We start from the raw sequence: 23,211 nt of genomic DNA on the forward strand, positions 1-23,211 counted from the left end.
CAGTTTACATTAAATACATAACAAATGAAACTAAAGATTTCAATAAAAATAGCTTGTTTCTTATCCGCTTTTATGGTGTGCATAAACGTGTATGGACAGCAAAATACTCCAAATAAAGAACGGTTGGAGCTTCGTCACGGTAGCCATAGGGAAGGAAAGCGAAATGATGCTGAAATGCAACGCTGGCGTGATTATGGTTTAGGACAATTTATTCATTGGGGCGTATATGCTATCCCGGGTGGGGCATGGGATGGGATTAGCTATAATGGGGCGGCGGAATGGATCCGATCGTGGTCGGAGAAAAGTGGTGCGCCAAAGGACTGGCGAGCAACATATGACAAGCTTTACAAGCAATTTAATCCTCAGCATTTTGATGCAAAAATTTGGGCTAAACAAGCCAAAAAGATGGGCGCGAGATATATGATATTTACTACCAAACATCACGATGGATTCTGCCTATGGCCAAGTAAATATACCAAATACACGATCGTCAACTCGCCTTATAAGAAGGATATCGTGAAGGAAGTTGTGGAAGCTTATGCAGCAGAAGGTATAGATGTGTATCTGTATTTCTCTATTATCTTCTGGAATCATCCAGGCTACCGCAGTACAGTGCCTAAAGCTCCACATGATAGCCTTGCTTACGAATCGTTTAAGGAGTTTACCCGCAATCAACTTGTTGAACTCCTTCAAAACTACCCACAAACCAAAGGCTTATGGTTTGACGGATCTTGGGACGCAGCGTGGGTGAATCAAGCTGCTTGGACAGACAAATTGGAAACAGAGCTTAGGCAATTAAAGCCAGGATTAATCATTGGTAGCAGATTTCGCGCAGATGAGTATGGCAAACGGCATTTTGATTCAAACGGGATAATGATGGGCGATTACGAGCAAGGTTGGGAACGGAAATTACCAACCACCATTGATGATACGCATGGAAACGATTGGGACTGCGTGATGACTATTCCTCCTAATCAGTGGGGATACAACGCCGACTGGAAGTCTTCTTATATTAAAACACCGTATGATCTGATCGCTATGCTGATGCAGGCAAATTCGCTTAATGGCAACTTTGTTATCAATTTTGGACCCGATGGCCAAGGCGCAATACGGCCGGAGGAAAGTGCTATTGCAGCAAAAGTAGGTGAGTGGATGCAGATAAATAGCGAAGCGGTGTATGGTGTGACCCATGCCAATTTTCCGAAGCCAGACTACGGAGTGTTAACTAAGAAAGACACAACGCTGTATGTAACAGTTTTTAATAGGCCTATTAATAATATCGTTCGGCTGGCGATACCAAAATCCAGTAAAGAAATTCCCGGAAAAGCATATCTATTAGTAAATAACGTACCTTTAGATCTGTCTGCCGTCAATATGGGATTAGATAGGGATAATAATATGTATTACGATGTGGCGCTGCCAGTCGGCTTTTCTGCGGCGGAAATGCCCTTTGTAATCGTTGTACAATTAGAGCAAAGTAAGGAATCTGGAAGTCGTTACCGTGATGCATTAACCTATCTACGTAGATCTTAAAGGAACTGCTTCTGCGTGAATCATTATCCCTGCTTGGATTGTCGTTATTCATCAGCGTTGCTGTCAGGCCAATTGAGCTATCGCGCACATTTTCTATGCAAAGATCAGCCTCATTCACTCGGCTATCGCTATATTTGAGCGCTAAAAAAAATTCCTGATAATGACTCGACAAATAGAGATATTTCGCGACAGCAGAAAGAGTAGAAGTTTATTTATTAAGACAACGGCATTATGTGTAATCCTAGCAGCTACGGCTGTATATAGCGTTGGTGTTTTCGATCATGTGGTCAAGATAAAATTAGCGGTTGTATCTTGCGCGCTTTTGTTGATTATGCTTTTTATGCTCGTTGGATCCTTGCGTCGATTAAAAGATAAGTCAGCCTTAGTGAGAATAAATGCGAAAGGAATATCAGGAACAACTACACCACTCTCAAAAGCCTTTGGAGAAATCGAATGGGGCGATGTTGTTGATATTCAGTTGCAGAAAGTGAGCGGGGATACATTAGTGGCCTTCGTCATCCAAGACCATCCGAAATACGAAAAGCGCTTATCTAAATCATTCCGTAGCATGGCTTTTAAAAAAGAGACCAACCACTATGTTATTATGTTTACAGCTTCTGAAATAGAGACTGATGCCGACACGCTTTTTGATCAAGCTCAACAGTATTGGAAGATGCATGCAGCAGGCTAAAATGCTTTGTTTAAAAACGGAGAATAGGCCAGACCTTGTAAAGAAGAAATTTACATTTGAAAATTATCCCATCCTCGACCTTTCCGTCCTTGCCAGGACAGGGCCTTCCTTTTTTTTCTAAAAAAAGGAAGAAAAAAAATCGTCGCTGAATTTCTGTTGCATCCTTAATGGACAGTGGAATGGCGAATGACTACATACGCAACAGAAATGAGGCGACATTTCGATGAATTATGGATAATGCATTTAATACAATAAGCCTATTGGGTCGCAAGCAGCAATTAAAAAGTAACAAACTCCACAACCGCTACCCATACTATATACTAAGTACTAAAATCTACATACTAAATTTTATTCTCACTACGCATTACCTAATACCCACTACTGATAGATTGCCGCGCCATCGTTCCTCCGGCTCGCAATGTCGTTTACTTATCGCAAACAATATCTCACAACGCGATACTCACTACCCTTTCTAAATATCAGGTACTAAAATCTATATACTAAATACTAGGATCTACTCTCACTACACGATACCCAATACTCACTACCACTTTTTAAATCGCCCAGCGAAGTAGGCTGGCTCCCCAAGAGAAACCCGCGCCAAAGGCGGTAAGCATGAGTAAGTCTCCTTTCTGCAGCTGCTTAAGGTTTTCCCATATGCAGAGTGGAATAGTGGCGGCAATTGTATTTCCCAAATACTCGATATTACTCAGTGTACGGTCCGCCGCAATATTAATCTCTTTGCCAACCGCATCTATTATCCGTTTATTAGCCTGATGTGGAATCAGCCAGTTTACTTGATCGATATCGAGGTTATTGCGTTTCAATACTTGGTTGCAAGCATCACTCATCGACTGTATGGCCTGTTTGAATACTACTTTACCATCCTGACGGATATATTTTTTTTCAATTGCTATAGTTTCATTGTTCAGCGAATGCAAGGAGCCACCGCCTTCAATGTTAAGAAACTCACGTCCGTCGCCATTGCTCTGCATAAAAGCATCAATAATGCCATTTTCGGAAGATGGTTCTAGCCAAACAACACCAGCGCCGTCGCCAAAAAGAATATTTGTAGAACGATCTTGAATATCTACGAATGAGCTGATATTATCCGCTCCGACGACCAACACATTTTTATACCGCTCCGTCTCAATCAGTGACGAGCCCATATCCAACGCATATAAAAAGCCAGAACATGCCGCATTCATATCAAACGCCCAAACATTTTTCAACCCTAATTTTTTTGCTATAATATTTGCAGTAGCTGGCATCATTACATCCGGAGTGGATGTAGCCACAATGATGGCATCAACATCATCCAAATCTTTGTTGAATTGTGTACAAAGGTCGCGGATAGCCATCACTGCCATGTCTGATGTGGCTAAGTCCTTATCCAATATACGACGTTCCTTGATCCCGGTTCTTTTCATGATCCACTCATCCGATGTATCGCACACCTGCTCTAAATCAAGGTTAGTCCTTCGTTTCTGGGGCACATATCCACCAATACCCGTGATTGCTGCATACGGTCTAGAAAGGTAATTTTGCTGCATGTATTTCTCTTGTTCCTCAAATAAACTGTGCAAAGGTACATTTTTTTATCTTCTTTGCTGTGACTGCTTCCTGTTAAAAATTATCAAATCTCCCGACTTTATCCACCAATATTTATAGCAAAATCCAATTAAAATTGAAATTCGGCAATAGATGCTTCGAAACGTATCCAACTATTTAATTTTAAGCGGTTTTAAAAAAAATATTCGATTCGTCAAATGATTACATCTAAACGCTTTTGAACACCAGTAAAGACCTTTAGACCGCTCGATCGCTATAAGGTACTACCCGTATAGTTAACATTTTTATCGATTGGTCAGGCGCTCGCTACCCCACATATCCCGGTGCACTACGTGTCTGCATGTCGCTTTTCGGCTGCGGTTTCCCGATCGTCCGCATCAGCTTCCAGCACAGCATCTTCCTGTTCCTCATCTGCGTTTCGCTCATATTGCAACTGCGCGAAGATAGGGAAGTGGTCTGAATCGAAATTGTCTTCTTTCCTGATGGTTTTCAACTTAAAATGCGGAGAGATAAATGCATGGTCTAAGGGAAAACGAAGGAAAGGATAGTGCGCATGAAAAGTGTTGAAAAATCCACGTCCGCGACGCGGGTCTAAGAGGCCGCTAATCTTCAAGAATAAAGTTGTTGTGTAACTCCAGGCTACATCGTTCAAATCACCCATCACTAAAACAGGTAATTTTGTTTTGCTCGCTTCTTCAGCAATTATCAATAGCTCCTTGTCGCGCTCTGTCGATCGAGGGTTTTCATTAGGAACTGGCGGCGTAGGATGCACCGCGTATACCTGAACTTTTTTTCGACTCGGTAACTCTACCAGGCAACGTATCGAAGGAATATCTTCCTCTACAAGACAGCGCACGGTCGCATTATGCAACGGATACTTGGAAAACAGAAGCATGCCGTAGGTATTATTTAGGGGAACCTTCACTTGGTGCGGATACGTGTCATCCAATGTCTGTGTGCCTGCAGCCCATTTATCATTTGTTTCCAGCAAGAGCACTAGATCGGCATTACAACGATTGACTACATTTAGGCAACCTGCAATATTGTCGTTGTCTTCATACACATTGGATATTAAGATAGAGATGCTGTTGTCTTGGTCATTTAGCGTGGCTTTTTGAACCTGTTTTGTGGCTAATATCGTAAAGGGGAAAATTAAATAAAATAGATAAATCGCATTGATAGACATCAACACAGCCATCACAGCTACCGTTGTTTCCGAGGGTATGCCCATGGCAAGATAAACCCCAATCCAGGCCAACGTTAACACCAATTTTTGTAGGCGGGGATAGTCGAACACTCGGAATGTCCAGTGGTCATGACGAATAAGAGGTATGAGCGTGAAACATAAAATTACGATTCCCGCGAGCATTAAAGCATTATTCATGTATATTATTAAATACGGTTATCCAATAAACCACGCAATAAAATTAAAGTTTGGATTTTATTGAAATTTAGTATGTGATCTCAGGTCTTGTTACATGTTTTCGCCAGCTTGTTGCATAATACGATATGAAACATTGTTTTAATGTTTTTATTTGCGATATTCAAATTGCGCTTGATAATATTGGCTAATGGCAAAGCTGATCCCTATGGTTGAACGTTGCATGCTTTCAAACATGCATTAAAAACAAAATTCTTATGGAAAAATTAATTTTTGAAACAGATGTAAGGTGCTCATCATTCTTTGAAAAGATACATGTAGCCGTTAAAAAAGTTAAAGGAATTTCCACGTGGACATTAGATTTAGACTCTGCTTATCGCTTACTTACCGTTGAAGGGAAATCCCTGGATTACAAGGAAATCATCAATCAGCTATCCATGCACGGTGTCGATGCAAATCGATTATACGAGGAATAAACTACGTGTGTGTATAGTGTTCAGACAACTCCAGATTGGCTCCATACCAAGCTGATTTGGATTGTTTTTTTACAGTGGAGAATGGACATCCGGCCAAACACAGCACATCTATCCAATATCCGGCAATTACTTAATCTCCTCTACAGTGAATGAAATTTCCTTTACAGGATAATCGGCTTTATCCGTTTCGGTTCTGCTCATCTCCAGTAACACTGCTAAGCCTTCGTAAACCTCTCCAAAAACGGTGTAGTCGTTATCTAGCCGTGGCTGGCCGCCTATTTTCAAATAGGTCTCACGAGCTTCCTTACTGTATGTAATGCCTTTCTTCTGTTCCAACTCGTCCAAATATTCCGCAGTGACAGGTTTCCCCACGACAAAATAGATCTGATTTAAAAAAGATGCTTTTTCTGGATTGTCGTCACGGCCGGCACCAAAGGCGCCCACCTTATGGAAAGCACGCTGGTCAAATTCCCCCGCTAGACGTGGCTTGCCCAGCTCAGGCTGCTTGGCTTCTCGTTTCGCAATATCGACATCGTGTTCGCCGCCTTGAATTACGAAATTTTCAATGATACGGTTAAAGAGTGCATCGCGATAAGCACCCGTCTTTATAGCGGTCAAAAACAAGTCGCGATGCTTTGGCGTGTAGTCATAAAGCAAAACTTTAAAGTCACCATAGCTTGTCTTAAATAAGACGCGATGTGTTTGGGCAGACAGACCCGTGAACACTAAAAGGAAAAGGCAAATCGTGATTATCTTTTTCATCCGTGAGAGCAAAGTTCCAGGCCAAACTTATCGAAAAAAACTGAAAGTAAGCGCGTCATACAGTCCTTTTGTGTTTGAGGACTGGAAGGGAAATGATATTAGTTAGCTGTTCAACTAGCATATCTCTGTGCCATTGTCTCTGTTGACAATCAGCCTAAATTTGTCTATTTTGCATGTAAATTTATATTTCCATGAAGTATACAGCTCATCCAGATCGTTATAAAAAGATGCGGTATAACCGCTGTGGTAAAAGTGGCCTGTTGTTGCCAGCCATCTCGTTGGGGCTTTGGCATAATTTCGGCGATGACGTTCCCCATCAAACGAAGGTCGATATCTGCACCAGCGCATTTGATCTTGGTATTACACATTTCGATTTGGCCAATAATTATGGGCCGCCGCCGGGTAGCGCCGAAAAAGCTTTTGGCCGCATATTAAAAGAAGAATTTGCCGGGCTGCGTGATGAACTTATTCTTTCATCAAAATCAGGATACCTGATGTGGGACGGTCCTTATGGCGAGTGGGGCAGCCGCAAAAATATGATCGCTAGCTGTGATCAGAGTTTAAGGCGTTTGGGGGTGGATTACGTAGATATTTTCTATTCCCACCGGTTCGATCCGGAGACCCCTCTCCAAGAAACCATGCAGGCTTTAGACCAGTTGGTGCGATCTGGTAAGGCGCTTTACGTGGGGGTATCGTCGTATAATGCGGCGCGTACACGAGAAGCTTATGCCATCCTGCAGGAGTTGGGAACACCGTTCGTCATCCATCAGCCTAGCTACTCTATGCTCAACCGTTGGGTGGAAACAGACGGTCTGTTGGATACCCTGGAAGACATCGGTGTAGGTTCGATTGTCTTTTCACCGCTAGCACAGGGCATGCTAACCAATAAATATTTGCAGGACATTCCGCAAGGTAGCCGTGCTAGCCAAAGTAAATCCTTATCAACCAGCTTTCTTTCTGAAGAAAATTTAGGTCGGGTGAAAGCCCTGAACCAGATTGCGGAGGAGCGCGGTCAGACGTTGGCACAAATGGCTATAGCCTGGGTATTGCGTGATAAGCGCGTTACTTCAGCCCTGATCGGTGCAAGTAAGCCGCAACAAGTTGTCGACTGTGTGGGCGCCTTGGAACGATTGGATTTTTCACAAGGAGAGCTCGCCGCTATCGATCGTTACGCATTGGACAGCGATATCAATATCTGGGCGAAGTCTGCAGAACTTTAGTATCCATGCCGTCTTTCCCTCCGAAAAAGTTAGCAGGAGGGAAAGACGCATAGGCTAATTAAGCTTAGAAAATTTCCTTGAGGTGCTTGTAGTTGGATTTTATCGTGTCAAACACTTCGTCCATTCTGCCGCCGAGTATCATTTTCGTCATGCTTTCCGTCATGCCCAATACCTGCTCTTTCGTGATATGCGCAGGCATAGCCAGCGCATTGGGATTGGTGAACACATTTAATAAAAACGGACCATCAAAGGAAAATGCCTGGCGTAAACCATCCTCCACTGCTGACGGCTCGTGCACATTAAGGGCATGAATACCCATTGCTTCCGCTACACGCGCGAAATCTGGATTTTCCATCGTTGTTTCATTGTCTACTAAACCGGCAACTTCCATTTCCAATTTGACCATCCCTAGCGCACGGTTATTGAATACAATAAGTTTAATAGGTAAATTGTATTGCTTGATCGTTGATAGATCGGCCAGCAGCATAGATAGTCCGCCATCACCACAGAAAGCAATCACCTGCCGCTCAGGGTGTGCCAATGCTGCTCCAATCGCCATCGGCATAGCATTGGCCATACTACCATGGTTGAAGGAACCCAACAAAACGCGATTTCCCGTTTGGTGAATATATCGAGCTCCCCAAACGCAGGACATGCCAGTGTCTACTGTAAATATGCTGTCGTCGTTGGCTAAGGTGTTGATCTTGTCTGCCAAAAACTCAGGTTGAATAGCATCTTTCTCGCCGCTGCTTTCTACGTATTGATGCAACCTTTCCTGTACCTTTTGGTGAAATGTTCCGAAAGAGTCTAGAAACGACCGATCCTGTTTTTCTTCGAGGAAAGGGAGTAAAGATTTAATTGTCTCTTTCACGTCGCCAACAGCACCGATTGTTAAATCAGCGCGTCGCCCGAGCCGATTTTGTGCCAGGTCGATCTGAATAATCTTATTATCTTTTGGCATAAATGCGTCGTAGGGCATATCCGTACCTAGAAGAAGCAGCACATCTGCTTCCTTCATCGCTTGGTAGCAAGACGGAATACCCAACAGGCCTGTCATACCGACGTCATAAGGAGCGTCCAACTGCACGTGCATCTTTCCGCGGAAGCTATAGCCTACTGGCGCATTTAATTTTTCAGCCAAATTAGCCACTTGTTCCTTTGCACCTGCGCATCCAATGCCGCCATAAATAGTTACTTTTTTGGCTTCGTTAAGTAGCTGAGCGATGCACTGCAACTCGTAGTCGGATGGACGGATGACGGGCTGGCAATGATAAACCTGTTGTGCCGTGTGCGGTTCTACTGCCTTAAGCTCGGATACATCGCCTGGAAGGCCGATAACACTTACTGCTTTTTGCGATATGGCGTGTTGGATAGCCGTTTGGAAAATGCGTGGCGCCTGTTCGGCCGTTGTCACCAATTGATTATAGCCACTACAGTCATCGAATAATTTATACGTATTTGTCTCTTGGAAATAGTCTGTTCCCATTTGGTTGGTGGGGATGGTCGAAGCAATGACCAGCAATGGGAGGTGGGAACGGTGCGCTTCGTATACGCCGTTAATGAGGTGTATGTGTCCCGGCCCACAGCTTCCTGCACAGCAGGCAATGCCATCCAATTCCGCTTCAGCCGCGGCAGCATAAGCCCCAACCTCCTCATGGCGCACGTGGATCCATTTTATCCGACCATCTTTACGTATGGCCTCATTGAAAAAATTTAAACTATCTCCGGTGACAGCATAAACACGTTTTATACCAGCGTCTACCAACATTTCCACCAATTGCTCTGCAACTATCTTAGCCATATCATTTATATTTTAACATTACAATCTTTACATAATGGAAACAGCAGGACGGTGGTTTTTGTTCCGTAGAATTTTTTCATTCCTGCGAATTCCGTTTAAACCCGCACTGGGCATTTTGATTGTGGCTGATTTTATTTTGGCTATCAAGAAGTGGACTCGCTTTTTATTGGAAATACCGGCATGTATGATATCTAGAGATTAATCGCAAAGTAACCTTGCGTTTGGAATTTGTAAAAACGTTGTATAATCAGAATAGAGGCTATTTACAAAGCTAAATCAACAAATTCCAACTGCTCAAGTTCTGTTTAAACAAAAAGGTAAGCTTAGTGTGTATGAGCTTACCTTTTTTCAATAAAGTAAAGGGCTTTTTACCAGCCTTTGACTGCACCGCCTTTGAAAACTTCCTCCGCTTTTGCTTCCACCTCAGCAGATTGATAGGCTTTTGCAAAACTTTTTACTTTCTCGTCTTCCATGTTGTCATCCCGGCTAACAATAATATTAACATAGGGTGACTTCTCATTCTCCACAAAAATGCCATCACGCTTCGCTGTCAAATTGTTACTTGCTGCAAAATTGTTGTTGATTACGGCGACTGTAACCTTATCATCATCCAATGTGCGAGGAAGCTGTGGAGCTTCAAGCTCCAGGATCGTTAATTTTAAGCGATTTTCGGTGATATCCTGTAGTTTCGGTAAGATACCTACATCAGCTTTTAACTTAATTAAGCCCACTTCTTGCAGAAGCAGCAACGCTCGGCCAAGGTTTGTAGGGTCATTAGGGATGACGATGGTATCTTCGTTTTTCAGTTCACTGATGTTCTTTATTTTTTTAGAATACCCCGCCATAGGGTATACAAAAGTGTTTCCTACTATTGCGAAATTATAGCCTCGGCTTTCGGTCTGTACATCCAAATAAGGCTTGGTTTGAAATACATTGATGTCGATATCTTTTTGATGCAATGCCTCGTTCGGCATAACATAGTCGTTAAAGGATACCAATTCCACATCAAGGTCGTATTTCTCTTTTGCCACCTTTTGAGCAGTTTCTGCCAGACTGTATTCTGGTCCTGCCTGCACACCAACCTTCAGAATATTTGACGATTCCGTGTTGGATCCACAAGATGAAAAAGCAAATAGGACAAAAAGGGCTGCCGAAGCTATTTTAAGATTTAAGTTCATTTCAAGATGCTTGTATTGTATGTAATCTAATATATTATTTTACTATTTACGATGGTCGACACGTTTAGAAAGGCGGTCGCCCAAAAATTGTATGCCAAAAACGAGGCCAATAAGTAGCAGAAGCACCATATTCATAATAAATGCATCATAGCCCACATAACCATACTGGTAGCCGATATGCCCAAGCCCGCCAGCACCTACAGCGCCGCCCATCGCCGAATACCCTACTAACGTGATCAGTGTTAGCGATGCACTGTTAATTAATGCAGGTAGTGCTTCAGGAATCAATACTTTGCGAACGATTTGCATGGTCGTAGCGCCCATTGATCTCGCGGCTTCTATTATGCCGTAAGGAATCTCCAATAAGCAATTCTCCACCAACCGGGCGACAAATGGTGCCGCGCCTATACTCAGGGGAACAATTGCTGCTTTCATACCGATAGACGTACCAACAAGTGCCCGTGTGAAAGGGATCATCCATACGATTAATATGATGAAAGGTATGGAGCGAAAGATGTTGACGAAGAAAGCTACTGTTCTGTTCACTGAACGATTGGCGAGTAGCTGCCTTTCCCGTGTTAAGAAAAGCATGATCCCCAGTGGGAGGCCTATTACAAAGCTGAAAAAGCCGGAAGAGAAAGTCATGGCTATGGTCTCCCAGGTTCCTTTCATTAATAACCAAAATGTAGCTTCAGACATAGATATGATTTGTTAATCGATAAATAGGGAAGGGTTGAGGAGTTCGTTGGTAATGGGCGATTGTGCCTGTTGGAATAGCGCTTCGGTCTCATTTGTTTCAATGATTTCACCCTGCGATATTACGGCGACCCGTTGGCAAATAGCGCGCACGACTTCCATTTGATGGGTGATGAGCACAATGGTGATGCCTAGTTCGCGGTTGATGCGCTTTAAGAGGGATAGGATAGAGCGTGTCGTTTGCGGATCTAAGGCACTGGTCGCTTCGTCGCAGAGTAGTATTTCCGGATCGGAGGCCAAGGCGCGAGCAATAGCAACGCGCTGCTTTTGTCCGCCAGACAATGACGCCGGGTAATCCTCAGCTTTCTCCAATAGATCGATCAACGATAGAAGCTCGTTTACACGTTGCCTTATTTGTTCCTTTGGCATCCCCGTCAGCGTTAGCGGGAATGCAATGTTATCGAATACGGATTGTGAAGATAAGAGGTTAAAGTGTTGAAAAATCATCCCGATTTTACGACGAAACGGGATCAGCTGTTTATCGGAATAATGGGTGATTTCGTCGTTTGAAAGAAAAATTCTACCCGATGTCGGGCGTTCTAAAAGGTTGATTGTTCTGACCAACGTGCTTTTTCCAGATCCTGAATAACCGATAATTCCGAAAATCTCTCCGCTGTCGATTTCTAAAGACACATTTTTAAGGGCCTGTATCTCTTTATTCTTTTTATAAAAAACTTTGTTGATCTCTTCCAGTCTGATCATATATTGTCAAATACAATATTTATTTGTTAAGTACTTATTCCATGAGCCAGCTACGCTCGGCTTGTTTTTCATCGCTATTTGCCTGTTGAAGGACAAATAGCATTTCCTGATGTTTCTGTTTGTCTATGACAGATATTTCGTTATGCCCAAAGATTAAAATTGATCGACAAAACATTTGCAAATATACAATTTTTGCGTTGCAAATTTAGTCTATTTATTGGGTAGTGTTTCGCTAGCCGCAACTTTAATTGGAGCGTGATTTCGGGCTAAGCTTTTTAACGGATGTACGTTCACATAAGTTTGTATGCTGTATTTAAATTTTGCGTTTCTTCGATGATTTAGATATATTGAGGCTCGATTTAATTTGTATGGGAATATTTGATTTTTTAAAGAAGAAGAAGGGCGTTGATGCTTCATCGGCAGAAGCCAATGTAAATGCAGACTGGAAAACAGATAAGTTTGATGAGCACAGTAACGAGCAAGCTTTAAGTGGCTCGACAGAGCTACCGCAAGAAAATATAGATGAATATCATGAGGAGGAACGTGCAGAAGAAATTGCTCCTATAGCGGAGGCTACTCCTGGACAACCTGATGCAGTTTTTGTCGAAGAGAACGTGTCGGTAGTCGAGCCACCGGAAGAACTGGCAGAAGATGATGGTATCGATACGGTTGAAAGTAGTAAAAGCGATGAGGATATCTTCGGCGAACAAATTCAGGATAAGCACAATGATTTACCATTTTCTGAAAAGCCACCCACATCATCTGAAAATCCGGGAGATGCTTATATGGGAAACCTCGAGCATACGGCAATAATCGATCAGCTGCTAAGAGTTCCGCGGGAGGAACGCAACGATGACTGGGTGGGTAATTTTTTGTCGCACGTCGCTACGGCGAGCTTCGCTTGCGGTGAACCGCAAGTTATTCAGGGGCCAGATAATTTTCCATATTTCCAGATCTTTATCCCAGAAGCCAATAAACCGTTTCAATGCTACGTGCTGGAGCATATGTTGAACGATTTTCTGCTGGAAAATGGGCTTGGCGTAGCGTTGGAGCCGCGCGGAGGAGAAGTGGAATGGGTGCTTTCCTATGGCGACCTTTTGCACTATTCGGTACACCGTACCTTTGCTATTCCGCCAGATCATCCATTTGGCAAAGCGAAGGAGGGCGATGAAACGATACAGTCTGATGAAGAGATGCTCGTTGGATCACCTTCTGAACACGTGTTGCCAAAGCTAGCACGTCATGTTATCAAAAGCTTTTTGCAAGCGCAAGGCGTGCAAGATCCAAAAGTTTGCCTTATCGATCGGTCGAAGAACGATAAAGGGCAAGACCTTGTATTCAACCTTGTGCCTTGGCAATTCGAGAGCCAGCAACACTACCGCGCTATTATGCAAGCTCTAGGTTGGTTCTTACCGCGTTACTACTCTTATATCGGGGCGGAGGAACGCGCTTTTGAAGGCCATTTTGAACGTCTATAGCATGCTTAAGAATTGATACGAATAGAAAACCACCTACAGGCAATTGCTAAGGTGGTTTTTTTAATAGCATAGCAAAAAGATGTTTTTTTAAGAACGATAGGGGAGATTCGATGGTTAATACAATATAGATCATACATTATGGCACATCGAAAAGTACTTATTATATTGACTTCGCATCAAGACATGATTGATACCGACTCCAAAACTGGCGTTTGGTTAGGCGAGTTTACCGATCCGTACTATGCATTTAAAGATGCGGGATATGAGATAACATTGGCCAGCCCTAAAGGTGGAACACCGCCAATAGATCCGCTAAGTAAGCTTACCGAAAATGTGGCGGCATCGAACAAGCGCTTTCAGAAAGACGAAGAGGCGCAGCTTGCTTTTGCTTCTACCGAGAAGGTCGATACCATCAATCCTGCCGAATTTGATACTGTATTTGTTCCAGGTGGGCATGGACCTTTATGGGATTTAGCTGAAAACATTGCCGTAGGAAGAATACTTACACACTGCGTCAACGAATCAAAAATAATTGGTGCCGTATGCCACGGGCCAGCAGCGCTTTTTGCTATTGAGGCCAATATATTTGGCTACCTGCGGGGAAAAAAGATTACTGCTTTTAGTAATCTGGAGGAAAATATGGTTTTGCGTGCTGCACAGGTTCCATATCTTCTAGAAACCAGACTCCGCGAACATGAGGCTGATCTAAGCTTATCAAAAGTTCCTTTTATGTCGCATGTTTTGGTAGATGAAAATTTGGTCACCGGCCAAAATCCATTGTCGGCACTCCCGACAGCAAAAAAAGTTATTGAACTTGTTCAAAAGCACTACGTGAGCTCTTTGTAGATTTCCTACAAAATCTCGCATATGATGCTTTGCAGTCGTAAACAAAATTAGCACAGCTGCGTTTTATACCCGACAATACCTTATGTTTTTTTTCTCCAACAATAGATACCTACGACAATGGAATTTGTAAAACTAAATTATAAAATACTTAAGGAGTTAAAAGTAAAAGGCTTTAATGCCTTGCGTTCCAGATCGGATGTGGATAGTAATGATCCGTCTTGGGTGCCCGATCGAATAGATATTAATTTTGCATCTTATTCCTATGTAAAGACCGAATTCAATAATTTTTTGGTCATCGAAAATGCACTTCAGCATGCCGAGGATGTCGAACTAACCGGTATGGTTTTTTTAGAGCGATAAAGAAAAAGCCCTTCGAAGCAAAACTTGAAGGGCTTTTTATTTATATGTGTATATATGATTTGTGTCTGTGTGTCTAAGAAGACAGCCGTGAGCTATCAGCGGTGAATAATGTTTTTACTTTTTGTCTGTTCCCATTAGGTATTTCGATTGTTTTCACACCCAACGTTTTGAGCAACTCATAATATTGTCTACCCACATTCTTCCAAGAAATTAAGCGGCCATACGCGGCAGCATTACGTCTATATTTTGCCAATACCAATGGATCATCCAACAACATGTTTATTTGATTGGCTAGGGCTGTTTCGTTTTTGAAATCAAATAGTAGTCCACGGTCATTTGCCAGCAAGTCTTTTGCATACCAGTATGGCGTAGAGATCACCGCCGCACCAGCGCCAACTGCAAATGTGAGTGTACCGCTGCTGATTTGGTTTTCGTTTGGATAAGGTGTTACATAGATATCGCAGGCTGTTAGATATTCAATCAACAGATCTTCAGACGCAAATGTATTAATCAATTTAATTTTCTCGCCCAAACCCTTTTCGTCGATCTTACCTTGCAGAAATTCCCTATAGCTATCGCCCTCTTCACGCAAAACATTCGGGTGCGTTGATCCAAGAACCAAATAAAGAAAATTTGGATCATTTACTTGGGAAACAGCGTCAATGGCAGTTTCTATACCTTTACCACGGCCCAAAAAGCCAAAGCTAAGCATCACGCTCTTTCCAGCAAGACCAAGCTCGGTTTTTGCTTTCAATTGATTGTAGTCAAATGTCGGAACGCCGTGCGAAACGCAGTGTACCTTTTCACTCGGTACAGTAAAAACGTTTTGAAGCAGTTCAATAGCCTTTTCCGTCATCACCGTTACCGCATTGCTCCGCTCACACAAAGCTTTAAGCACACGATGCTCCACAGGGTTCGGTTTTTCTAGAACGGTATGGAGATTGCTCACCACCGGTACTTTTAAATGATCTGTTAACGATAATATGAAGTCACCTGCATCACCGCCGAATATGCCATATTCGTGTTGTATCACACAAACATCGAAATGTGCGTTGATATATTTTGCAGCCGCAATGTATTCGCTGCGCTCGTTTCTGGCTATGCAAAGTCTGACTTCCTCTGGAAAGGACAGCTCGCTCCCGTCACTTATCGCAACAATAGCATGGTCCTCATTCATTTCCCTAGGTAACGCTTTGTAAAGATCTTGCGTGAATGTTGCGATACCGCACTGTCTGGGAGGATATGTTCCAATTATAGCTACTCTCATCTTTCCTTCGTATTTTATTAGTTCATTTAAAAACGCTTAGTAAGCGACTTGTTATAATCAAACCTAACAATACGAAGAATGTTTCAGCCCTATGTGCTAAATGTGAGAAATCGGATTAAAAATCCGTAGAAAAACAAGATATTTTGAATGAAATAAGTATAAAACGCTAGTGCTACTTTCGAGGACAGCGGAAATAGCGAATTAATACTAAGTAATTCGCGAAAAAGCAGGCATTAAACATTTAAGTAGAGCGTCATGAGTTTTTAATTAGAGTGCCACAGTAGGGTTCAGTAGTTTTATGAGGTGAAAGCAGGGTGTAATGGTAACAAACTGCTGGTTTACAGAAAGTAAACGAGTATTTCCTCCTCTCAATTCAAATCAGGCGTTTTCGGAAAGTTTGCCACGTGGGCGTACTTAGGCCCTAGATTTATTAAGGCTTGTTTCCAAAGATCTTCACCATCCTGTAAAAGTAGGAGAGCCGTTGGGAATTTGTTGTGCACCGCCCAGCTATTTTGCTGGATCTCCGCTTGGAGTTGTCCTACATTCCAGCCGGCGTAGCCGATGAAAAACTTGATATTGGTATTGTCAATTAGTTTATCATTTATCAGAAACAAGGCCTGTTCAAAATCTCCTCCGAAATACATGTCTTCAAAAAGAGGTAGCGCACCTTCAATTTGTTCAGGAATGTTATGTATGAAAAATAACGCTTCCATGTTTACCGGCCCGCCAATATAAAGCGGGAAGTTGGGGTTATTCACTTCCTGTATAACATCAGAAAGAAGCAAAGAAGATTTATTGTTTAAGACAAGGCCCATCGTTCCGTTTTGGTCATCGTGGTCGCAAAGCAATATGACAGAGCGTTCGAAATTTGTATCAAGCATAAAGGGCTCTGATAGTAAAAGGCTGCCTTTTTTTGGAATATCAGTATTGAACATGTTGCAAATAATTAATTAATAGCCGATTAACTATAAAATTTATAACCTGTATAGACATTGTACAGGAAGATCGTTTCAAGGCTATCCAGCGGAATTTCCCGTCTTTTAGTCTATAACGTTCGAAAACTTGTTTTCTGCACGTCTTCGCTGCTTAATGTAATATGCTATCAATATACCTTAATTTACATAAAAACGCAATTTTTTCCAGCCGTTCTGTGCAAAGCCATGGCTTTTGATTAAGTTTGCTTTGTATCAATAAGACTTAGACCATGGGCATTACGCACAAAAATATTGCTGCAATTCGGGAAGACTATAGCAAATATACGCTCGATGAACATGATGTGCTTGACCATCCTATCGCGCAATTTCAGCGTTGGTTTGACGAAGCGTTGCATGCTGAGGTGACAGAGCCCAATGCAATGGTGCTCTCGACGATCAGTGACGATGGTTACCCCTCATCAAGAGTAGTTTTATTGAAGGATATAAGGTCTTCAGGATTTAGTTTTTTTACGAACTACCAGAGCAAAAAGGGGCAGTCGATGCTAGTAAGGAAGCAAGTGAGTTTATTATTTTTCTGGCCTGAGCTACAGAGGCAAGTACGTATTGAAGGATGGGTGGAGAAACTTCCATCCGAAGATTCGGATGAATATTTCGCTTCCAGACCTCGGGGCAGCCGAATAGGCGCCATCGCTTCGCCGCAAAGTAAAGTTATTGACGATAGGGCAGTGTTGGAGCAGCGCGTTAGCGAAGTAAGCGCGACCTATCAAAACCAGGAAGATTTTCCTCGTCCGGCTTTTTGGGGTGGCTACCAAGTAAGCCCTATGCGGGTAGAATTTTGGCAGGGAAGAAGTAGCCGACTTCACGATCGTATAGAATACGTTTTTCAAGACGGGAATTGGCTTCGTCAACGCCTAGCACCTTAACATATGATTGAACAGATACGAGATTTACTGGTTGATAAATTTGGCGAGGAAGCCGTGATACGTCTAGATGAGCAACCGTTACAACCGATATTGGTTGTGCATGCTGCTTACATCGAACAGATAGGGTTTTTTCTTCGCGACACGGAAGGCTGTTATTTTGACTTTCTATCGAATATTTCGGCAGTAGACTATTTTCCGGAAGATCGTTTTTCCGTGGTATACCATCTAGCATCCTTGCCCTACCAAACTCAGGTTACCTTGAAAATAGAACTGCAGAACAATCGCGACTTAAAACAATTGCCGGAAGTGGATTCTGTTTCCGCTGTTTGGCGCACAGCGGATTGGCATGAGCGAGAGGCCTTCGATTTGATGGGTATATTTTTTAGAAATCATCCGGATTTGCGACGAATTTTGTTACCGGATGATTGGGATGGCTATCCGCTGCGCAAAGATTATGTAGATGCAGAATCTTATCATGGTATCACGACAAAGTAGATGAACTGATGGATTACACCCAAGGATTAGAAAAATATAAAGAAAAAATAGCGGCAATCAGTTCCCAGGAAATGGTCATCAATATGGGGCCTCAGCATCCCTCTACACATGGGGTACTGCGTTTAGAACTGATCACAGATGGTGAAATTGTAAAAGAGATTATTCCCCATTTAGGGTATTTGCATCGCTGCTTTGACAAGCATGCGGAGTCGATGAATTACGGGAAATCCATACCTTTTACGGATCGACTGGATTATTTGGCATCTATGAACAACAGCCATGCTTTTGTAATGGGTGTTGAGCGTATGTTAGGTCTTCATGAGCAAATCCCCAAACGTGTAGAATACATTCGTGTACTGGTTTGTGAGCTTAACAGAATTGCATCACATCTTATCGCCATTGGTACGTACGGTATCGATATTGGTGCCTTTACGCCCTTTATGTGGTGTTTTCGTGACCGTGAGCATATCATGAATATGCTCGAGTGGGCATCAGGCTCGCGTATGCTGTATAATTACATTTGGATCGGTGGCTTATTCTATGATCTTCCCGTTGGTTTTGAAGACCGCTGTACAGACTTCGTGGAATATTTTAAGCCGAAATTGGTAGAACTCGATGAGCTTCTGTCCGGCAACCAGATTTTTATTTCCCGAACGGCAAATATAGGCGCTCTTCCTGCCGATGTGGCCATTAACTACGGCTGTAGCGGGCCTATGTTGCGCGCGTCGGGTGTAAAGTGGGATCTCCGCCGTATCGATGGCTATTCTGTCTACCCGGAGCTGGAATTCGAGATTCCAGTCGGGCGCGGAGAAATGGGAACGCTTGGAGATTGCTGGGATCGCTATAAAGTGCGCGTAGATGAAGTAAAGGAATCGATACGTATTATTGAGCAGTGCTTGCACCGCCTACACGGAGATTTCAAGCGCACGCCGGAGTTCGATCCTCGCGCAATGGTGCCAAAGAAAGTAAACTTGAAATCACAAGAATATTACATTCGTGCAGAAAACCCAAAAGGCGAACTCGGTTTTCACTTTGTCACACAAGAAAAAAGCGATATCCCCCGGCGTGTAAAAGCAAGAGGTCCAAGCTTTAATAATTTATCTGTGTTACCTGAATTAGGGAAAGGGCAGCTTATTGCTGATTTGATCGCTATATTAGGGTCAATAGATATTGTATTGGGAGAGGTTGACCGGTAGCTAAAAATAGCTATCACACCTTGCAAATTTGCTGGGGAAAGGTTAATTTTGCAATCTCATAATTTAAGTTTATAATTGGTTAATAGGAAAGCTTGCAATCGCCTGATTGCAGGCTTTTTCTTTTTGTTAACCTCACTTTTCTCGCTGCCGATTCGTAAATTCGTCGCCAAGAGTGTCGTTTGATCAGGTTCGTACAGCACTTTTTTTTTATTTTTACCGGTACAAACATCTTTATACATACCATGTCTTCTATTCTTATAAAGTCCGCACAAATAGTTAACGAGGGGAAAATTACGCTTGCCGATGTATTTACCAATCACGGTCGTATTGAAATGATTGCTGAAACCATCGATCATCCGGCAGATGAAGTGATCGATGCGAAAGGTCTACATTTGCTTCCAGGTTTGATCGATGACCAAGTTCATTTTCGTGAGCCCGGCTTGACCTACAAGGCTGATATATGGCACGAAAGCCGCGCAGCGGTGGCTGGAGGTACAACATCCTTTATGGAAATGCCCAATACGGTGCCCAATACGCTCACGCAAAAATTGTTGCAGGACAAATACGATATCGCAGCCGAGAAATCACTGGCCAATTATTCCTTTTTTATGGGCGCCGGTAACGATAATTTATCAGAAGTATTAAAAACAAATCCTCGCGATGTATGTGGCATCAAGATTTTTATGGGTTCCTCTACAGGCAATATGTTGGTGGATAATGAGGAAACCTTGGAAAATATTTTTAAAGAAGCACCTACATTAATTGCTGTACATTGTGAAGATGAAGCGACGATAAGGCAAAACTTAGCGGATTTCAAACAGCGTTATGGTGATGATGGTCTAACGGCGAGCATGCACCCGCTAATCCGCTCGGCAGAGGCTTGCTACCTTTCTTCATCGAAAGCGGTCGCTTTAGCGAAAAAACATCATACGCGTCTGCATATCCTGCATATATCAACGGAACGGGAAACCCATTTGTTCGATAATACGGTTCCGTTAGCAGATAAAAGAATCACTGCCGAAGCTTGTATACACCACCTTTGGTTTTCTGATGCAGATTATGGAAGTAAAGGCAACTTCATCAAATGGAATCCGGCAGTAAAAACAGCCGCTGATCGCGATGGCATTTTAGCCGCTGTCTTGGATGGGCATATTGACGTTATTGCCACGGATCACGCTCCTCATACCTTGGAAGAAAAAAATCAGCCCTATTCTCAAGCGCCATCTGGTGGACCCCTGGTGCAACATGCCTTGCAAGCACTACTGGATTTGGTTAAGCAGGGCAAGCTTAGCTTAGAACAGTTGGTACAGAAATCTGCACATAATACCGCAACGCTTTTTCAAGTCGAAAACCGCGGCTTCATACGGGAAGGTTATTGGGCTGATTTGGTATTGGTTGATCTTAATAAACCATACACCGTTCGTAAAGAAAATATTCTCTCGAAATGCGGATGGTCTCCATTTGAAGGGCATACGTTCACTTCGAGCATTACGCATACATTGGTTTCTGGGAATATAGCATTTCGGGATGGGAAGATCGTCGAAGCAGGCTCTGGACACCGCTTGCTATTTAACCGCTAAGATTATGGTTTGGAGTTTGTAGGATTTTATCAATTTCACTTTGCTAAGCACGCGTGCTGGTTTTGAAACAATTAGCTCATGAACGCTGTTATTTTATTATGATGAAAAGAACCTTCTTTATCGTGGGCATGGTAGCTATGCTTCAGGCTTGTACAACGGTGTCGCCAGAGGCCAAATCAGACTATTCAAATGCTATGAAACTGGATTCAACGCAATTTAATTCATTACACGATACCTATAAGGAAAAGGCGATCAAGCACCGTCGTTTTAAACATGATGAGATAGACTCCTTGGTGAAGAAGCATCAGTCTCACGCTGTGTTCTCGGTTCAAGAAATTGGAAAATCTTTCGAAAAGAGAGCAATTTATAAATTGCGGTACGGTAAAGGAGGGAAGAAGGTGATGTTGTGGTCGCAGATGCACGGCGACGAACCGACGGCAACAATGGCGCTGTTTGATATCTTCAATTTTTTGGAGGGCAAGGAAGATGGTTATGATTCGGTACGGCAGTTATTGAATGATAATTTAGATATCCATTTTATCCCGATGCTTAACCCCGATGGGGCTGAACGCTACACCCGCCGTAACGCGCAATACATCGATCTAAACCGTGATGCCCGCGTGGGGCAAACGGTAGAAGGCGCTTTGCTTCGGAAGATAGCGAAAGAGGTGAAACCGCGTTATGGCTTTAACCTACATGATCAAAGCATTTATTATAACGTGCCGAATACTAAAAATCCGGTCACGATATCCATGCTGGCTCCTGCTTACAATGAAGCTCGGGAAGTAAATGATGTGCGAAAGGGCGCGATGCAGCTCATCGTTGGGATGAATAACTTGTTGCAGCAATATGTCCCGGATGCGGTGGCCAAATATGACGATACATACAGCCCGCGTGGCTTTGGTGATAATTTCCAGAGCTGGGGTGCAAGTACCGTGTTGATCGAGTCTGGTGGAAAAAAAGGCGATCCCGAAAAGCAGGAAATCAGGCGACTGAATTTTGCGATTATCCTCAATGCGTTGATGGAGATAGCACAAGGATCTTATGCGCAATATGATGCAGATGATTACGATAAGATCCCGTTTAATGCGTCGCAGTTGCATGATGTCGTGCTTCGAGGCGTAGATCTCAGTAGCGATAGCGTATCGTTAAAAACAGATATTGCGCTGCGTAGAACCGAGATTACCGTTGGTCGAGACTATTTTGTACGTGGCCATGTGGAAGATATTGGCGATCTGGATATTGCTTACGGATACGACGAACTGGAAGAGCAAGGACTAACATTTGTCCAAGGCAAGACCTATCCCCAGGCTTTTGAGAGCGTGGATGATATTTCTATAGATCGCGCTTGGAGCCTGCTGAAAGATGGCTTTGTAGCTGTTAAGGTAAATAGCAGGGGTGCGGATAGATTACACAACTTGCCGCTTGTTGTATTTACACAGCCTTCGTTTACACCTACAGGGCAGATCAGCCTTTTGGGAACAAGTAACTTTTTGTTAGGGAGTGGTGGTCAGCTTAAATATGCCGTGATCAACGGCTACTTAATAGATCTTTCACAAAAGCCAAGCAAGGGCAAGGTCTTTAAGAATAGAGTGATTTAAGATAGCGTAGTGCGTAGTGCGAATAGATGGTAGTAGGTAGTACTGAGTATCTAGACATGCGTGCTGGGTAATGCGTAGTGAGGTGTCAAATGTGATAGAAGTTCGCGTTCTTGCGATGAAGAGGAACGATGGCGCGGCAATCTGTTAGTATTGAGTAGTGGGTAATGCGTAGTGCGAAAGACTGGGCGTCATTGCGAGCCAGAGGAACGATGGCGCGGCAATTTGTTAGTATTGAGTAGTGGGTAGTGCGTAGTGCGAATAGATGGTAGTAGGTAGTACTGAGTATCTAGACATGCGTGGTAGGTAATGCGTAGTGAGGTGTCAAATGTGATAGAAGTGGACGTCCCTGCGATGAAGAGGAACGACGACGCGGCAATCTGTTAGTATTGAGTAGTGGGTAATGCGTAGTGCGAATAGATGGTAGTAGGTAGTACTGATTATCTAGACATGCGTGGTAG

At 43.1% G+C, this 23,211-nt stretch carries 21 protein-coding genes; 12 read left to right on the forward strand and 9 right to left on the reverse strand.

The features are described from left to right. Positions 1-24 precede the first annotated feature (24 nt). Together DI53_RS14055 and DI53_RS14060 are read left to right on the forward strand one after the other, a co-directional pair. On the forward strand, positions 25-1,533 hold the full coding sequence (locus DI53_RS14055; RefSeq protein WP_052072413.1) for an alpha-L-fucosidase: 1,509 nt from the start codon (positions 25-27) through the stop codon (positions 1,531-1,533). A 160-nt stretch (positions 1,534-1,693) separates the two neighbouring features. Continuing rightward, a complete protein-coding gene (locus DI53_RS14060; RefSeq protein ID WP_037500869.1) occupies positions 1,694-2,224 on the forward strand; it encodes an STM3941 family protein in 531 nt (176 codons plus the stop codon). Positions 2,225-2,778: 554 nt separating this feature from the next. Here the strand turns inward: DI53_RS14060 and DI53_RS14065 are convergent. Both DI53_RS14065 and DI53_RS14070 read right to left on the reverse strand, forming a co-directional pair. After that, entirely contained in the window at positions 2,779-3,810 is a 1,032-nt protein-coding gene (locus DI53_RS14065) for a beta-ketoacyl-ACP synthase III (protein ID WP_241462434.1), read from the reverse strand. A 314-nt stretch (positions 3,811-4,124) separates the two neighbouring features. Then, on the reverse strand, positions 4,125-5,180 hold the full coding sequence (locus DI53_RS14070) for an endonuclease/exonuclease/phosphatase family protein (RefSeq protein WP_037500875.1): 1,056 nt from the start codon (positions 5,178-5,180) through the stop codon (positions 4,125-4,127). Positions 5,181-5,434: 254 nt separating this feature from the next. On the opposite strand from DI53_RS14070, the gene DI53_RS14075 reads away from it, so the two are divergent. Further along, a complete protein-coding gene (locus tag DI53_RS14075) occupies positions 5,435-5,653 on the forward strand; it encodes a hypothetical protein (protein WP_037500878.1) in 219 nt (72 codons plus the stop codon). A 126-nt stretch (positions 5,654-5,779) separates the two neighbouring features. Here DI53_RS14075 and DI53_RS14080 read toward each other — a convergent pair whose 3' ends face one another. Beyond that, positions 5,780-6,415 (reverse strand): peptidylprolyl isomerase, encoded by a 636-nt coding sequence (locus DI53_RS14080; RefSeq protein ID WP_037500881.1) that lies wholly within the window; start codon positions 6,413-6,415, stop codon positions 5,780-5,782. Between the two features lie 191 nt (positions 6,416-6,606). Here DI53_RS14080 and mgrA point away from each other — a divergent pair, with 191 nt between their 5' ends. Further along, positions 6,607-7,635, forward strand: coding sequence for an L-glyceraldehyde 3-phosphate reductase (gene mgrA / locus DI53_RS14085; protein WP_037500884.1), 1,029 nt, complete (start codon positions 6,607-6,609; stop codon positions 7,633-7,635). Positions 7,636-7,699: 64 nt separating this feature from the next. On the opposite strand, the gene DI53_RS14090 is transcribed toward mgrA, so the two are convergent. The 4 genes from DI53_RS14090 to DI53_RS14105 all read right to left on the reverse strand — a co-directional run bounded on the left by DI53_RS14090 (position 7,700) and on the right by DI53_RS14105 (position 12,072). Next, entirely contained in the window at positions 7,700-9,436 is a 1,737-nt protein-coding gene (locus DI53_RS14090; protein ID WP_037500887.1) for a thiamine pyrophosphate-dependent enzyme, read from the reverse strand. Between the two features lie 368 nt (positions 9,437-9,804). Beyond that, a complete protein-coding gene (gene metQ, locus DI53_RS14095) occupies positions 9,805-10,614 on the reverse strand; it encodes a methionine ABC transporter substrate-binding lipoprotein MetQ (RefSeq protein WP_037500890.1) in 810 nt (269 codons plus the stop codon). Between the two features lie 42 nt (positions 10,615-10,656). Beyond that, positions 10,657-11,313 (reverse strand): methionine ABC transporter permease MetI, encoded by a 657-nt coding sequence (gene metI / locus DI53_RS14100; protein WP_037501120.1) that lies wholly within the window; start codon positions 11,311-11,313, stop codon positions 10,657-10,659. A 12-nt stretch (positions 11,314-11,325) separates the two neighbouring features. After that, entirely contained in the window at positions 11,326-12,072 is a 747-nt protein-coding gene (locus DI53_RS14105; protein WP_052072414.1) for a methionine ABC transporter ATP-binding protein, read from the reverse strand. A 368-nt stretch (positions 12,073-12,440) separates the two neighbouring features. On the opposite strand from DI53_RS14105, the gene DI53_RS14110 reads away from it, so the two are divergent. The 3 genes from DI53_RS14110 to DI53_RS14120 all read left to right on the forward strand — a co-directional run bounded on the left by DI53_RS14110 (position 12,441) and on the right by DI53_RS14120 (position 14,756). Continuing rightward, a complete protein-coding gene (locus DI53_RS14110) occupies positions 12,441-13,550 on the forward strand; it encodes a hypothetical protein (RefSeq protein WP_037500893.1) in 1,110 nt (369 codons plus the stop codon). Positions 13,551-13,688: 138 nt separating this feature from the next. Then, the gene (locus tag DI53_RS14115) at positions 13,689-14,396 is read left to right on the forward strand and encodes a type 1 glutamine amidotransferase domain-containing protein (RefSeq protein WP_037500896.1); all 708 of its coding nucleotides are present in this window, start codon (positions 13,689-13,691) and stop codon (positions 14,394-14,396) included. Positions 14,397-14,513: 117 nt separating this feature from the next. Further along, positions 14,514-14,756 carry a hypothetical protein gene (locus tag DI53_RS14120; protein ID WP_037500899.1) on the forward strand — a complete coding sequence of 81 codons (243 nt, stop codon included), beginning with the start codon at positions 14,514-14,516 and terminating at the stop codon, positions 14,754-14,756. 73 nt (positions 14,757-14,829) lie between these two features. Here the strand turns inward: DI53_RS14120 and DI53_RS14125 are convergent, their stop codons facing one another. Further along, positions 14,830-16,023, reverse strand: coding sequence for a glycosyltransferase family 4 protein (locus tag DI53_RS14125; protein WP_037500902.1), 1,194 nt, complete (start codon positions 16,021-16,023; stop codon positions 14,830-14,832). A gap of 368 nt (positions 16,024-16,391) precedes the next feature. Beyond that, the gene (locus tag DI53_RS14130) at positions 16,392-16,958 is read right to left on the reverse strand and encodes a YqgE/AlgH family protein (protein WP_037500904.1); all 567 of its coding nucleotides are present in this window, start codon (positions 16,956-16,958) and stop codon (positions 16,392-16,394) included. A gap of 269 nt (positions 16,959-17,227) precedes the next feature. On the opposite strand from DI53_RS14130, the gene pdxH reads away from it, so the two are divergent. From pdxH to DI53_RS14160, 5 genes are all read left to right on the forward strand, one after another. Continuing rightward, the gene (gene pdxH / locus DI53_RS14135) at positions 17,228-17,881 is read left to right on the forward strand and encodes a pyridoxamine 5'-phosphate oxidase (RefSeq protein WP_037500907.1); all 654 of its coding nucleotides are present in this window, start codon (positions 17,228-17,230) and stop codon (positions 17,879-17,881) included. Between the two features lie 3 nt (positions 17,882-17,884). Then, the gene (locus DI53_RS14140; RefSeq protein ID WP_037500910.1) at positions 17,885-18,376 is read left to right on the forward strand and encodes an NADH-quinone oxidoreductase subunit C; all 492 of its coding nucleotides are present in this window, start codon (positions 17,885-17,887) and stop codon (positions 18,374-18,376) included. A gap of 8 nt (positions 18,377-18,384) precedes the next feature. Continuing rightward, complete coding sequence (locus DI53_RS14145) at positions 18,385-19,572, forward strand: NADH-quinone oxidoreductase subunit D (protein ID WP_037500912.1); 1,188 nt, start codon at positions 18,385-18,387, stop codon at positions 19,570-19,572. Positions 19,573-19,814: 242 nt separating this feature from the next. Continuing rightward, a complete protein-coding gene (locus tag DI53_RS14155; protein WP_037500918.1) occupies positions 19,815-21,152 on the forward strand; it encodes a dihydroorotase in 1,338 nt (445 codons plus the stop codon). 98 nt (positions 21,153-21,250) lie between these two features. Next, positions 21,251-22,753, forward strand: a complete 1,503-nt coding sequence (locus DI53_RS14160; RefSeq protein ID WP_037500922.1) for a M14 family zinc carboxypeptidase — start codon at positions 21,251-21,253, stop codon at positions 22,751-22,753. The last annotated feature ends 458 nt before the right edge of the window (positions 22,754-23,211 follow it).

The organism is Sphingobacterium deserti, assembly GCF_000757725.1.
Lineage (GTDB): Bacteria > Bacteroidota > Bacteroidia > Sphingobacteriales > Sphingobacteriaceae > Sphingobacterium > Sphingobacterium deserti.